General features: G+C 68.9%; 11 protein-coding genes. 7 read left to right on the forward strand and 4 right to left on the reverse strand.

The features are described from left to right. Positions 1-24 precede the first annotated feature (24 nt). The 3 genes from UK23_RS44990 to UK23_RS45000 all read right to left on the reverse strand — a co-directional run bounded on the left by UK23_RS44990 (position 25) and on the right by UK23_RS45000 (position 2,729). Positions 25-771 (reverse strand): DUF899 family protein, encoded by a 747-nt coding sequence (locus UK23_RS44990; RefSeq protein ID WP_045317974.1) that lies wholly within the window; start codon positions 769-771, stop codon positions 25-27. A gap of 66 nt (positions 772-837) precedes the next feature. Beyond that, positions 838-2,046: a sensor histidine kinase gene (locus UK23_RS44995; RefSeq protein ID WP_045317975.1), complete on the reverse strand. Its 1,209-nt coding sequence runs from the start codon at positions 2,044-2,046 to the stop codon at positions 838-840. Next, the gene (locus UK23_RS45000) at positions 2,043-2,729 is read right to left on the reverse strand and encodes a response regulator transcription factor (protein WP_045317976.1); all 687 of its coding nucleotides are present in this window, start codon (positions 2,727-2,729) and stop codon (positions 2,043-2,045) included. The genes UK23_RS44995 and UK23_RS45000 overlap by 4 nt, the downstream gene beginning before the upstream one ends. Positions 2,730-2,862: 133 nt before the next feature. Between UK23_RS45000 and UK23_RS45005 the strand changes: the two genes are divergently transcribed. From UK23_RS45005 to UK23_RS45030, 6 genes are all read left to right on the forward strand, one after another. Beyond that, positions 2,863-4,059 (forward strand): ABC transporter ATP-binding protein, encoded by a 1,197-nt coding sequence (locus UK23_RS45005; protein ID WP_045317977.1) that lies wholly within the window; start codon positions 2,863-2,865, stop codon positions 4,057-4,059. A 7-nt stretch (positions 4,060-4,066) separates the two neighbouring features. Then, a complete protein-coding gene (locus UK23_RS45010; protein ID WP_045317978.1) occupies positions 4,067-5,356 on the forward strand; it encodes an ABC transporter substrate-binding protein in 1,290 nt (429 codons plus the stop codon). Next, a complete protein-coding gene (locus UK23_RS45015; protein WP_156213853.1) occupies positions 5,353-6,663 on the forward strand; it encodes an ABC transporter permease subunit in 1,311 nt (436 codons plus the stop codon). The genes UK23_RS45010 and UK23_RS45015 overlap by 4 nt, the downstream gene beginning before the upstream one ends. After that, positions 6,660-7,565 (forward strand): carbohydrate ABC transporter permease, encoded by a 906-nt coding sequence (locus tag UK23_RS45020; RefSeq protein WP_045317979.1) that lies wholly within the window; start codon positions 6,660-6,662, stop codon positions 7,563-7,565. The genes UK23_RS45015 and UK23_RS45020 overlap by 4 nt, the downstream gene beginning before the upstream one ends. 180 nt (positions 7,566-7,745) lie before the next feature. Further along, positions 7,746-10,328 (forward strand): ATP-binding protein, encoded by a 2,583-nt coding sequence (locus tag UK23_RS45025; protein ID WP_052685618.1) that lies wholly within the window; start codon positions 7,746-7,748, stop codon positions 10,326-10,328. Between the two features lie 81 nt (positions 10,329-10,409). Then, positions 10,410-11,588, forward strand: coding sequence for a GDSL-type esterase/lipase family protein (locus UK23_RS45030; protein WP_045317980.1), 1,179 nt, complete (start codon positions 10,410-10,412; stop codon positions 11,586-11,588). Between the two features lie 76 nt (positions 11,589-11,664). Here the strand turns inward: UK23_RS45030 and UK23_RS45035 are convergent, their stop codons facing one another. Next, positions 11,665-12,183 carry a hypothetical protein gene (locus UK23_RS45035; RefSeq protein ID WP_052685619.1) on the reverse strand — a complete coding sequence of 173 codons (519 nt, stop codon included), beginning with the start codon at positions 12,181-12,183 and terminating at the stop codon, positions 11,665-11,667. Positions 12,184-12,353: 170 nt separating this feature from the next. Here UK23_RS45035 and UK23_RS45040 point away from each other — a divergent pair, with 170 nt between their 5' ends. Further along, positions 12,354-12,764: a hypothetical protein gene (locus tag UK23_RS45040; RefSeq protein WP_045317984.1), complete on the forward strand. Its 411-nt coding sequence runs from the start codon at positions 12,354-12,356 to the stop codon at positions 12,762-12,764. The last annotated feature ends 73 nt before the right edge of the window (positions 12,765-12,837 follow it).

Genomic DNA, 12,837 nt, shown 5'->3' on the forward strand with positions numbered 1-12,837 from the left:
AGCAGACCCCTTGGAATCAGCCGTCTAGTGGCAGTGGCCGGCCCGGCCGAGCGTCTCCTCAGGCGTCACGCCGGGCCGGGTCCACTGCGGAGCCGGCCTGCTCGTCGGCCCCCAGGACGGGTTGCCCGAAGCGTCAGTCCGCCAGAACCAGCACGCGTCACGGCCCTCGGGCCAGCCGTCGGGGACGACCTCCCACTTCTCGCCGCGCCCGTACGGCGTCATGTCGAGCAGCGCCAACGACCCGTTGACCGCCTCAGTCCCGCGCCCGGTGGTCCGGTACGTGAGGAACACGCGGTCCCCGTCCCGCAGGAAGCAAGCGAAGTACCCCATGTCGCCGCCGATCGGTGCGGGCACGTCCCGCACCGAGTACCAGGGCTGCTGGTAGCCCATGAACGCGATGAACGGCTCCACCTCCTCCCACGCGCCCACGGTCAACACAGCGAACGACACTCCGCGCGCGTGCAGGTAGGAAGCGTCCGGGAAGTGCCACGGAATGTGCGTGCAGCCCTCGCACTGACCCTGGTGCGGCGCCCCGTCCCACCACATGTGCTGGTAGACCACGAGCTCGTCGCGTCCCTCGAACAACGATGCGAACGGCACCGGTCCGGAGGCACCGACGACCAGGGCCGAACCGTCGACCTCGACCATCGGCAACCGCCTGCGAGCTGCGGCGATGGCATCTCCCTCACGCGTGTGCGCCTTCTCGCGCACCAGCAGTTCGTCCCGTGCGGCTTCCCAAGCCGAGAACTCGACGACGGGTGGGCGTGTCATGACGTCCTCCAAGCATGTCTGCACCACTTACACAGACATGTCGTAGCAGGGAACGCCTTCTCGACATCACGGACGCCACAATCTCCACGCCCGCGGGCTGGCCGGCGAGTGGTGGCTGTTCGCCTCCCCGAACCGCAGCCGCACCCGAGCCCCGCCGAGCCGTCCTCGTTCCAGGTGGATCGTGCCGCCGGTGGCCTCCGCGGCGGCACGGGCGATGTCCAGCCCGAGCCCGGTCGACCCGCCGCCGCTGCTCCCGCGGTGCAGAGCGGACGACGGGTCAGCCACTCCGGAACCGCCGTCCTCGACCACCAGGGTCACCCAGCCGGCGTGCCGCACCACCGACACCCCGACCGGAGCAGCGGGAGGAGTGTGCCGGAAGACGTTCTCCAGCAACGCGTCCACCACCGCCCCGAGTGCGTCCGGAGCGAGCGGAACCCAGGCCGGCTCGCCGACGTCGACCTCGAGCATCCGGCCCTGGTTGGAAGCGTGCGCGGACCAGAACGCCATCCGCGTCTCCACCACCGATGCCACGTCGCACGTGCTGGCCGCCGAGCCCTCGGAAGGCTGCAACTCCTGGATGATCCGGTCCACGTCGTGCCCCAAAGTGCTGACAGCGCTGCGAATCCGGTCGGCGACAGGCCCCGGACCCACCGCGTCGGCGTCCAGCCGCAAGGCAGCCAAGGGAGTCCGCAACCGGTGCGACACGTCCGCGATCATCTCGCGTTCCTTCGCCAGCAAGGAGGACGTCTGCTCGGCAGCCTCGTTGATGGAAGCAGCCAGCGCCTCCAGCTCGGCAGGCCCTCGCAACCGCACCCGCCGCCCAGCCGAGGACGCCAGCACCCGCAACGCACGAAGCACCGGCGTGAAAGGCCGATGCCCCAGCCACACCGCGGCACCCAGTGCCACCACGGAAACACCGAGCACCGACAACACCGCGCCGACCGGGAACGGAACCGCGCCGGGCACGACCGAAACCACCGCCCCGTCAACGGAAACGACCGGCGCGCCACCACCGGCCCCGAGCCGTGTCCCGTCCGCCAGCACCACGGACAACCGCCCTTGAGCACCGGCAGAGGTGCGCGCGATCGTCCCCCGGACGTCGTCGGCGTCAGAGGACACCGCGAGCACAGCGGCAACGACCGCCGCATCGCGCTGGTCAGCCGCGGCAGCAACCGCCCCGGCCTGCGTGAACAACAGGAACCCGGCAACCGCAAGGGAAACCACGGTCACCAGCCCGGCGGCGATCAGCAGCGCACGGGTGATGACCGATCTCATTCCGGCGCCGCCAGCTTGAACCCCACACCCCGGACCGTGTGCAGATAACGGGGATGCGCCGCGGTCTCGCCGAGCTTGCGCCGCAACCAGGACGCGTGCACGTCGATCGTCTTGTCGTCACCGACGTACGGATGCCCCCACACGGCCTGGATCAGCTCACGGCGCGAGATCACCCGCCCCGGCCGTTGCGCGAGATAGGCCAGCAGGTCGAACTCCCGTCTGCTCAACGCGAGCGCGCAGTCACCGAGCGTGGCCACGCGCTGGGCGAGGTCGACGGAGAGCTCGCCCAGCACCACGACCTCGGAGGCCGCGGCGGCAGAACCACCCGTTCGCCGCAGCAGCGCGTTGATCCGCGCGGCCAGGTGCTCGGACGAGAACGGCTTCACGATGTAGTCGTCCGCGCCGGCGTTCAAGGTGCTCACGACCGAGTTCTCGGCCCCGCGCGCGGTGGCCACGATGACCGGCACGTTCGACACCCCGCGCAGCATCCGCAGGGCCGCCACCCCGTCCAGATCCGGCAGCCCCAGGTCCAATATCACCAGGTCCAGCTCGGATGTCCCCGCCTCGCGCAGTGCCGCGACGGCGGTGCCGACGGCCTGCACGACGTGCCCGAGGTCGGTCAGCGCGTGCACGAGCGCCGCCTGGACCACCGGGTCGTCCTCGACCACCAGCACCTTCGACATACACGCAGCGTAAGCAGCGAACCCGCCGATTGGGAGAGGTGTTGCGAGCTTATCGAGATCGTGTTTCGGCCTTAAATCTTCCTTAGGGATGGCGGCCCTACGGTCTGCAGTCACACCGAACCAGGGAGTTCACGTGGCAGAAGTCGTTCTGACGGGTCTGGGCAAGGCGTACGGCGACGGCACCCGTGCGGTCACCGACCTGAACCTGGAGATCCGCGACGGGGAGTTCCTGGTGCTCGTCGGCCCGTCGGGCTGCGGCAAGACGACGGCGCTGCGGATGATCGCCGGGCTCGAGCAGATCACCGAGGGCTCCATCCGCATCGGCGAGCAGGTCGTCAACGACGTGCCGTCCCGTGACCGTGACGTGGCGATGGTGTTCCAGTCGTACGCGCTCTACCCGCACCTGAACGTGTACGACAACATCGCGTTCGGCCTCACGCTGCGCAAGCTCAACAAGAAGGAGATCGACCACCGGGTCCGCGAGGTCGCCGACGTGCTCGAGCTGACCGAGCACCTCGACCGCAAGCCCCGCAACCTCTCCGGCGGGCAACGGCAGCGCGTCGCGATGGGCCGGGCGATCGTGCGGGCTCCCCAGGCGTTCCTGATGGACGAGCCGCTGTCCAATTTGGACGCCAAGCTGCGCGTGCAGATGCGCGCGCAGATCGCCCGGATCCAGCGCGAGATCGGCGTGACGACCGTTTATGTCACGCACGACCAGACCGAGGCGATGACCCTCGGCGACCGGGTCGCGGTGATGAGGCGCGGTGTGCTGCAACAGGTCGGGCCGCCGCAGGAGCTGTACGACCGCCCGGTGAACCTGTTCGTCGCCGGGTTCATCGGCTCGCCGGGCATGAACCTCGTGTCCGCGAAGCTCGACCGCGACCCGGAGGGCCGTTTCTGGGTCTCGCTCAACTCGGACGCCCTGCTGCTGCCCGAGTCCGTGCTGCGGCAAAGGCCCGCGCTGGAGCAGTACGTCGGCCGTGACGTCGTCGTAGGCATCCGGCCGGAGGACATGGAGGACACGGCGCTGGCCGACGCTCGCGAAGGCCAGATCCTGCACTCCGTCGCCGACCTGGTCGAGGCGATGGGCTCGGACGTCCTCGTGCACTTCCCGGTCGACGTCCCGCCCGTCGTCACCGACGACACCCGTGAGCTCGCACAAGACGCCGGAACCGACGACCTGCCGAAGACCGGCGGCAAGGGAACCGTCCTGGTTGGACGGTTCAGCCCGCGCACCCGCATCTACGAAGGACAACCCGTCGCCGCCTGGGTGGACACCTCCCGGCTGCACTTCTTCGACCCGGCCACCGGGTCCTCGATCTGGAAGTAGGGCTTCAATGAGGAAGCAGTTCGCCGCACTGCTCGTGTTCACCGCAGTCGCAGGAGTCGCCGCGTGTTCGGGAGGTGCGGCCGGTACGAGCTCGGAGGACCTCAAGGGCCAGACCGTCGAGATCGTCGGCCCGTGGACCGGTGACGAGCAGAAGAGCTTCGAGAAGGTGCTGGAGGCGTTCAAGTCCAAGACCGGCGCCGACGTCAAGTACACACCGGCCGGCGACGAGCTGCCGACCGTGCTGCAGACGAGAGTCTCGGGCGGCACACCGCCGAACGTCGCGCTGATCGCCCAGCCCGGTCTCGTCGCCCAGTTCGCCAAGGCCAACGCGTTGAAGCCGGTCGGCACGGACGTCGAGAAGGCCGTGACCGAGCACAACGCGGCCGTGTGGAAGCAGTTCGCGAGCGTCGAGGGCAAGCTCTACGGCTTCACCTTCAAGACCGCCAACAAGTCCGCGTTCTGGTACAGCGAGAAGGCGTTCCAGCAGGTCGGCGCGACGCCGCCGGCCACGTGGGACGACCTCGTGAAGACCAGCAAGGCGATCGCCGAGACCGGCCTCGCCGCGGTGTCGGTCGGCGGCGCGGACGGCTGGACGCTCACCGACTGGTTCGAGAACGTCTACCTGCGCACGGCTGGGCCGGACAACTACGACAAGCTCGCCAAGCACGAGATTCCCTGGACCGATCCCTCCGTGAAGAAGGCGTTGGAGGAACTGGCGAAGCTCTGGGGCGACCCGACGCTCGTCGCCGGTGGCGCGCTGCAGACCGAGTTCCCCAAGTCCGTGATCAACGTCTTCGGCGACCAGCCGTCGGCCGCGATGGTCTTCGAGGCGGACTTCGTGGCGAGCGTGATCTCCACGAACACCAAGGCGAAGGTCGGTCAGGACGCCAAGTTCTTCCCGTTCCCGTCGGTGGCGGGCAGCAAGGACGCGGTGGTCGCCGGTGGTGACATGGCCGTGCAGTTCAAGGACGACAAGGCGACGACCGAGCTGATGAAGTTCCTGGCCTCGCCGGAGTCGGGGAAGATCTGGGCGGAGCTCGGCGGGTTCCTCTCGCCCAACAAGGACATCCCGGAATCGTCCTACCCCGACGACGTCACGCAGGACCTGGCGAAGCGGATCGTCGACGCGGGTGACAACGTGCGGTTCGACATGTCCGACCTGGCGCCGGCCGCGTTCGGTGGCACGAAGGGCGCGGGGGAGTGGAAGGACCTGCAGGACTTCCTGGCCGACCCCAAGAACGTCGACGGCATCATGGCGCGCCTGGAAGCCAACGCGGCCAAGGCTTACGGCAAATGATGCCCAGAAAAATCAGGCTCAGCACGAACGTGGACGCCGCGCCGGGGCGCTCGCCCCGGCAGGCGATCCCGTTCCTGCTCCCGGCGCTGATCGTTCTCGCGGCGCTCGTGCTGTACCCGCTGGTGTTCTCGCTGATCCGCAGCTTCTTCGACGCTTCCGGGGACGAGTTCGTCGGCCTGCGCAACTACGTCGACACGTTCACCGACCCGCGGACGTTGATCGCCTTCCGCAACAACGTGATCTGGGTGGTGGTCGCTCCGGCGGCCGTCACCGGCATCGGTCTCGTGCTCGCCGTGCTCACCGAACGGATCCGCTGGGCGACCGCGTTCCGGCTGGTGCTGTTCATGCCGATGGCGATCTCGTTGTTCGCGTCGGGCATCATCTTCCGGCTCGTCTACGAGGAGGCGCCGAACCAGGGTGTGGTGAACGCGGTCCTGGTCGGCGTGCACGACGTGTTCAGCCCGTCGTCGCAGTTCCCCGGCGCCCGGCCGCGAACCGGTTACACCGCAACGGATGCGGGTTTTGCGGGAACCGCTCCGGTGCAGGCCGGCGACACGGTCATGGTGCCGCTGATCGGTTTCAACCCGCAGCAGGTGCCCGCGCAGGCACTTCCGGCGTCCGCGCCCACCGCGGGTGCCGGCGAGCTGCGTGGCGTGGTGTGGCTCGACGTGTCGGTCAACGGCAACTCGGGCAAGATCGACCCGATCGAGCGCGGACTGCCCGGCGTGGCGGTGGAAGCGGTGCGGGACGGGCAGGTCGTGGCGCGCACGACCACCGGTGACGACGGCAGGTTCACGTTCCCCGACCTGGCGCGGGGTGAGGTCGTGGTCCGCCTGCCGTCGTCGAACTTCTCGCTGCCGTTCCGCGGTCTGACGTGGCTGGGCTCGTCGCTCATCACGCCGGTGATCATCTCGTCCTGGATCTGGATCATGACCGGGTTCGCGATCACGTTCATCGCGGCAGGCCTGTCCGCGATTCCGCGCGATGCCCTGGAAGCGGCACGGGTCGACGGCGCGACGGAATGGCAGGTGTTCCGGCGTGTCACGATCCCGTTGCTCTCACCGGTGCTGCTGGTCGTGTTCGTGACCCTGGTGATCAACGTGCTGAAGATCTTCGAGCTGGTCTTCGTCATCGCGCCCGGCTCGGTGCAGGAGCAGGCGAACGTGCTGGCCCTGCAGATGTGGCAGGTGTCCTTCGGCGCCGGTGGCGACCAGGGCGCGGGCAGTGCGCTGGCCGTGATCCTGTTCGTGCTGGTGGCCCCGGCGATGTTGTTCAACATCCGCCGATTCCGACGGGAGCGGTCGTGACCCTGGTGGCAGAAGAGGTCCGCATCGAGGTGCCCGTGTCGGGTGCGCCCAAACGCGGGGTGCTGTCCCGGCTGGCGTCCCGTCTGGGCAACGGTTTCGTGCAGCTCGTGCTCGCTCTGGTGGCGCTGTTCTGGCTGGTTCCGGTGTTTGGCCTGCTGATCGCGTCGTTGCGCGACGAGTCGGCCAACACCTCCAGCGGCTGGTGGACGATCTTCACCAAGCCGTCCGAGCTCACCCTGGACAACTACGCGGACCTCGTGGCGAACCAGGCGGTGTGGCAGTCGTTCCTCAACACCTTCTACATCGCCGTGCCCGCAACGGTTCTGGTCGTGGTGATGGCGGCGCTGGCGTCGTACGCGTTGGCGTGGATCGACTTCCCCGGCCGGGACGCGCTGACCGTGGTCGTCGTCGGGTTGCTCGTGATGCCGGTCCAGGTCGCGTTGATCCCGGTGGCCAAGCTGTTCGGTGCGCTGGGCCTGTTCGGCACCATCACCGGTGTCGTGCTGTTCCACGTCGCGTTCGGGCTGCCGTTCGCCATCTTCCTGCTGCGCAACTTCTTCACCGGCATCCCGCGCGACCTGATCGAGGCCGCGCGGATGGACGGCGCCACCGAGTGGGTGATCTTCAAACGCGTCGTGCTCCCGGTCGCCAAGCCCGCGATCGCGTCGCTGACGATCTTCCAGTTCCTCTGGGTATGGAACGACCTGCTGGTGGCCCTGGTCTTCGCGGACCAGGACTCGGCGCCGATCACCGTAGCGCTGAGGGCTCAGCTGCGGCAGTTCGGCACCAACATCGACATGCTCGCGACCGGCGCGTTCCTGTCGATGATCGTGCCGCTGGCGGTGTTCCTGGTGTTCCAGAAGTACTTCGTGCAGGGAGTGCTGGCCGGGTCGACGAAGTGAGTGTGAAGGCCGGTTGCCGCCCCCGTCGCGGCAACCGGCCTTCCTGGGGAGTGACCGGGTCCCCCCTCCCCGCGGAGCCGTCCCGGTCACGATCCTGGAGCACATTCTTTAGGCCGAACGGCGGCGGCGACAGCGACAACCCGCACAACCCACCGATACAGTTGGGGTAGGGGAGGGTGTGTGGACGGGTCCTTCGGCGCACTGCTGCGCCACCACCGCCTGGCCGCCGCGCTGACCCAGGAGGCGCTGGCCGAGCAGGCGGGAATCAGCGCGCAGGCCGTCGGCGTGCTCGAACGCGGAGTCCGCCGCTACCCGCACCGCGAGACCGTGTCCCGGCTGGCCAGTGCGTTACGCCTGAGCCAGGAGGAGCACGCCGGGCTGGTCGCCGCGGCGTCGCGCGCGCCGGTGCCGAGGGCCGAGGTCTCTCCTGCCCGGGTCGTGGCGGCTCAGTTGCCTGCGGCCGTCGAGGGCTTCACCGGCAGGGACGACGTCCTGCGCGCGATGGACGGACTGCTCGCGCGTGAGCCGAACGCGGTGGTGGTGTCCGCGATCGCGGGCATGGCGGGCATCGGCAAGACCACGCTCGCGGTGCACTGGGCTCACCGCGCCCGGTCGCGGTTCCCGGACGGGCAGCTGTTCCTCAACCTGCGCGGCCACGGCGGCGGCGCCCCGTTGACCTCGCTGGAAGCGTTGACGCACCTGCTGACCGGGCTCGGCGTGGATCGCGCCGAGGTCCCCGCCGACGTCGAGGCCGCTGCGGCCGCCTATCGGACGTTGCTGGCGGACCGGCGCGTCCTGGTGGTGCTGGACGACGCGGTGGACGCCCGTCAGGTGCGCCCGCTGCTGCCCGGTTCCGCCGGCTGTCTCGTGCTCGTGACCAGCAGGTATCGGCTCGACGGTCTGGTGGCCCGCGACGGTGCCCGGCGAGTGCAGCTCGACCTGCTCGATCGCGACGCCGCTCGCACGCTGCTCGCGCGGGTGCTCGGCTTCGAACGGGTGCAGGCGGAACCCGTCGACGACCTGATCGAACTGTGCGCTGGTCTGCCGCTGGCATTGCGCATCGCCGCGGCGCATCTGCTCGGCGGAAGGTCGATCGCGAGCTATGTAGCCGCGCTGCGTTCCGGCGACCGGCTCGCGTCGCTGGCGGTACCGGGCGATCCCGACACGGCGGTGGGTGCGGCGTTCGACCTGTCCTACGAGGCGCTGGACCCGCAGTCGCGCCGGGTGTTCCGGCTGATGGGGCTGATGCCGGGCCGGGACCTGACAGCGGACGCGATCGCCGCGCTGACGTCGCTCGACGACGCGGAGACCGCCCGTTGCCTGCACGTGCTGACGTCCGCGCACCTCGTCGACGAGCACCAGCCGGGCCGCTACACGTTCCACGACCTGCTGCGCCTGCACGCCGCCCACCTCGCCGACGTCGAACGCGCGGATGCGACCGAACGCCTGTGGGGCCACTTCGCGCTGACGCTTCTGAACGCCGGTGAGCGCGTCGACCCGCGCACGTACCGGCACGTGCTGGCCGAGGACTACCGGCACACGACGTTCATCGACGACACCATCGCGAACACGTGGATCGACGTCGAGACCGAGAACCTCGTCGCCACGACGCACGCCGCCTCCGCCGCCGGGCACACCCGCCTGGCCGTGCAGTTGCTGATCGCGCTGCACCCGCAGTTCGAGCGCCACCGGATGCACTCCGTCTGGCTCGACACCGGCACCGTGGTGCTGGAGGCGGCGCGGCGCAGCGGCGACCTGCTGGCGGAGGCTCACGCGCTGCGGATCATCGGCGACGCCCACTGGTGCGGCTGCGACTACGAGCAGTCCCTGACTTTCCTGGGTGAGGCTTTGGTCGCCGCCGAATCGTTGGGGCACAACGAGTTCTACCGCGTGGTGCTGTGCGCCTTGGGCAGGACGTCGATCTCGATGGGACGTCCTCGCGACTGCGCCGGCTACTACCTGCGAGCCCGCGAACTGTGGCAGCAGGACGGCCGCCCCGCCGCCGGCTCGCTGGTCCTCGGCGACGCCTACTGGGAGCTCGGCGAACTCGACCGCGCCTACGAACTGCACACCGGGGCGATCTCCTCCGCTCTCAGCAAGGGAGTCCGCTTCGGCGTGCTGCTGGGCGAAACCCACGCGGGCCGCTCCTGCCAGGCCCTTGGGAGGCTGGAGCGGGCGATCGAGCACTACTCGGCCGGCCTCGCGCTGTGCCGGGAGTTCGCCGAACCCGCTGAGGAGGCGGGCAACCTCGCGAACCTCTCCGGCGCCTACCGCGACCTCGCTCAGTACGACCTGGCGCTGGACACCGCCCGCGAAGCCCTGGAGATCGCCACCCGGCTCGGCATGCGGCGCACGCAGATCAGCGCGTGGCACGTGCTCGGCAGCACCCACCTGCTGCTCGGCTACGACGACGAGGCTCGTGCCGAACTGCACACGGCTCTGGATCTGGCCGTCGCCACCTCACACCAGCGAGGGCGGTGCGACGCGCTGATCTCGTTGGCAGCACTGCATCTCCGGCACGCCGAGCACGATCTTGCCCGTGCTTCGGCTGAGGAAGCGCTTGCGATCAGCCGGGGGACCGGGCACCGGCTCATCGAGGGGGAGAGCCTCCGGATGCTCGCCGAGGTGGATCTGGCCCAGTGCAGGCTCTCCGACGCGCGCCGTCGTGCCGACGAAGCCGGTGCGCTGCACGCGAAGTCCGGCTACCGGCTTGGCGCGGAACGGGTCGCGGACGTGCTGCGCCGCATCGTCGACGCGGGGTAGTGCCTCAGCTTGACCGCGATCCGAGGCTGTGCCTAGATAGATCGTGAGAGCGCTTCCAACGTTGTAAAAGGAGCGAGAACGATGAAGAAGCTGATCCCGCTGATCGTTCTCACCCTCCTCGCCACCGGCACGGCCGAGGCCCAGCGCGCCGGCCGCGCCTGGTTCACCTCCTGGGCCCAGTCACAGGAACGCCTGGCCACCACACCGCTGCACGACCAGTCGATCCGGATGATCACGCATCTCAGCCAGGGCGGCACCGCGATCCGCGTCCGCCTGCAGAACACGTTCGGCAGCCGGCCGCTGACCATCGACCACGCCACCGTCGCGATCGGCACCCCGCGAGAAGTGACGTTCGCGGGCCGTCGCGCAGTCACCATCCCCGCAGGCGGCGAAGTCTGGAGCGACGGAACGCCCCTCGGCACGAGGCCTGGAGACGACGTCGCGGTCAGCCTCTACGCCGCGGGCGAGATCGTGCCGGGTCAGCACAACTCGGCGTTCCGCGACAACTACCTCACCCCGCCCGGCACCGGTGATCACACCGCGGACGCCACGAACAACGCCTACACGCAGAAGACCCAGTCGACGCTCGTCGTCAGTGCGGTGGACGTCGACAACCCGTCGCTCAAAGGCACGATCGTCCCGTTCGGCAGCTCGGTCGTGGACGGTGTCGGCAGCACGAACTGCGGCCCTGGCTGCACCGAGTTCGGCACCAACAGGCGCTGGACCGACGTGCTGGCTCGCAGGCTCGACCAGCTCACCGTCGCCAATGCGGGCATCAGCGGCACGACGAGCGCGGTTTGTCCCGGCAACCCACCAGGAGTCGCGGGCCTCGACGCTGCCGCACGCCTGCAACGAGATGTCCTGGCGCTGCACGGTGTCAAAGCGGTGATCTACTACTACGGCACCAACGATCTGGCCAACGGCTGCACGGCGAACGACATCATCGCCAGCTACCGCAAGGTCTTCCAGCGACTGCGCGACGCGGGCATCGCCGTGCACGTCACCCCGATCACGCCGCGCCCCGGCTACGCCGACCAGAACAACCGCGACCGCCACACCGTGGCCGCGTTCCTCAGGAACGGCGGCGACTGCAGCGCCACGTGCACCGGCCTGACCGACTTCGACCAGGTGCTCGCCGATCCGGTCAAGCCCAACAGCATCCTCGCGGACTACGACACCGGCGACGGCGTGCACGCGAACATCAAGGGCCAGCAGGCGATCGCGGACTACGTGGCCCTGCGGAAGCTCAGCATGCTGTAGGGCAGGCGCCCACCAAGCACGCCACCAGACCGATGTTCGCCGCCGGGAACCACGCAGTCCGAAGGGGAGGGAAGTCCTAGGCGGCGGAGACGTTCGTGAGCTCCACGTGGTCGCCCCGCAGCGGCAGGCCGGCCGGCCAGGCCACGGTCACCGAATACCCGCCACCCGCGACCGGCAGGTTCAGGTTGACCACGCTCGGCTGGAACGTGACCGGCGCCTGCGACGCCATCAGGATCCGCGACTCGGCGGGCTTGCCGGGCTGCACGTTCACCGGCACCGGCACGCTGTACGGGTCGTCCGGCACGACCTGGATGTTGCTGCCGTCGGCCTCGCTGTGCCCGCTGCCCTTGGTGAACGTGACGGCGGTCGGCGCACCCTGCAAGCTGCAGTTGGTGTGCGGCCCGGCAGCGGCGTAGTGGACGATGTAGGCCTGCTGACCTGCGGCGGAAGTCGGATCCTTCGTCACGGAGACGACGAGGCCCGAGGGGTCGCACGGCTTGTCGGACGGGTTGGCGGACGCGGTTGCGGCCAGCAGCGGGAGCGTGGCGGCGGTCAGCAGCGCGGCGATGCTGACACCTGCGATTGTCTTGTTCATCGTGCACCTCTTTCGGTCTTACTTAGAAAGATGTCCACGACGCGACGAGGTTCACCCAGGTGATGTTCGTCCTGATGGAGCAACCGAGCGTTGGTTCGAACGTCGCAACCGTCGGCTGGTCTGACGGCTCGAGCCTGTCACGTTCCGGCACGGGCTCTCGTCATCAGCACATGAAACTGCTACTCGACCGGATCAGCCTGGCGTTCATGGGAGTCACGGGCGCGTTCGTCGGCGTCCACGCCTACTTCGCCACGCAGCACTTCTACGACAACTTCCCGGGGCTCGGGCTGCGCTGGCTCCCGCAGCTCGGCCCGTTCAACGAACACTTCATCAAAGACGTCGGCGCGTTCTACCTCGGCATCACCGTGCTGAGCTTCATCGCGCTCGCGAACGCCCGCAAGGCGATCGTCGTGCAGATGACCGGCGCCGCGCTGCTCGTGTTCAACGTGCTGCACTTCTACTACCACCTGACGATGCTGCACATGTACGAGCCGCGCGACCAGTGGCTGAACGCGATCCTGCTGGGGCTGACCGTGGTGCTGTCGGTCATCCTGGTGATCCCGTCCGGGCCACGCCACTAAGCAGGTTGCCGGAAGTCCTGTCCGTTACCCGCCCGGTGGACGCGTGCCTGGCTCTGATGGCGTATGCAAGTGC

Origin of the sequence: Lentzea aerocolonigenes, from assembly GCF_000955955.1 — a bacterium.
GTDB classification, from domain to species: Bacteria; Actinomycetota; Actinomycetes; order Mycobacteriales; family Pseudonocardiaceae; genus Lentzea; species Lentzea aerocolonigenes_A.

Bases quoted from the DNA above. Each gene is read 5' to 3' on its own strand.
- UK23_RS44990 (WP_045317974.1), bottom strand. From the start codon at position 771: ATGACACGCCCACCCGTCGTCGAGTTCTCGGCTTGGGAAGCCGCACGG.
- UK23_RS44995 (WP_045317975.1), bottom strand. From the start codon at position 2,046: ATGAGATCGGTCATCACCCGTGCGCTGCTGATCGCCGCCGGGCTGGTG.
- UK23_RS45000 (WP_045317976.1), bottom strand. From the start codon at position 2,729: ATGTCGAAGGTGCTGGTGGTCGAGGACGACCCGGTGGTCCAGGCGGCG.
- UK23_RS45010 (WP_045317978.1), top strand. From the start codon at position 4,067: ATGAGGAAGCAGTTCGCCGCACTGCTCGTGTTCACCGCAGTCGCAGGA.
- UK23_RS45015 (WP_156213853.1), top strand. From the start codon at position 5,353: ATGATGCCCAGAAAAATCAGGCTCAGCACGAACGTGGACGCCGCGCCG.
- UK23_RS45030 (WP_045317980.1), top strand. From the start codon at position 10,410: ATGAAGAAGCTGATCCCGCTGATCGTTCTCACCCTCCTCGCCACCGGC.
- UK23_RS45035 (WP_052685619.1), bottom strand. From the start codon at position 12,183: ATGAACAAGACAATCGCAGGTGTCAGCATCGCCGCGCTGCTGACCGCC.
- UK23_RS45040 (WP_045317984.1), top strand. From the start codon at position 12,354: ATGAAACTGCTACTCGACCGGATCAGCCTGGCGTTCATGGGAGTCACG.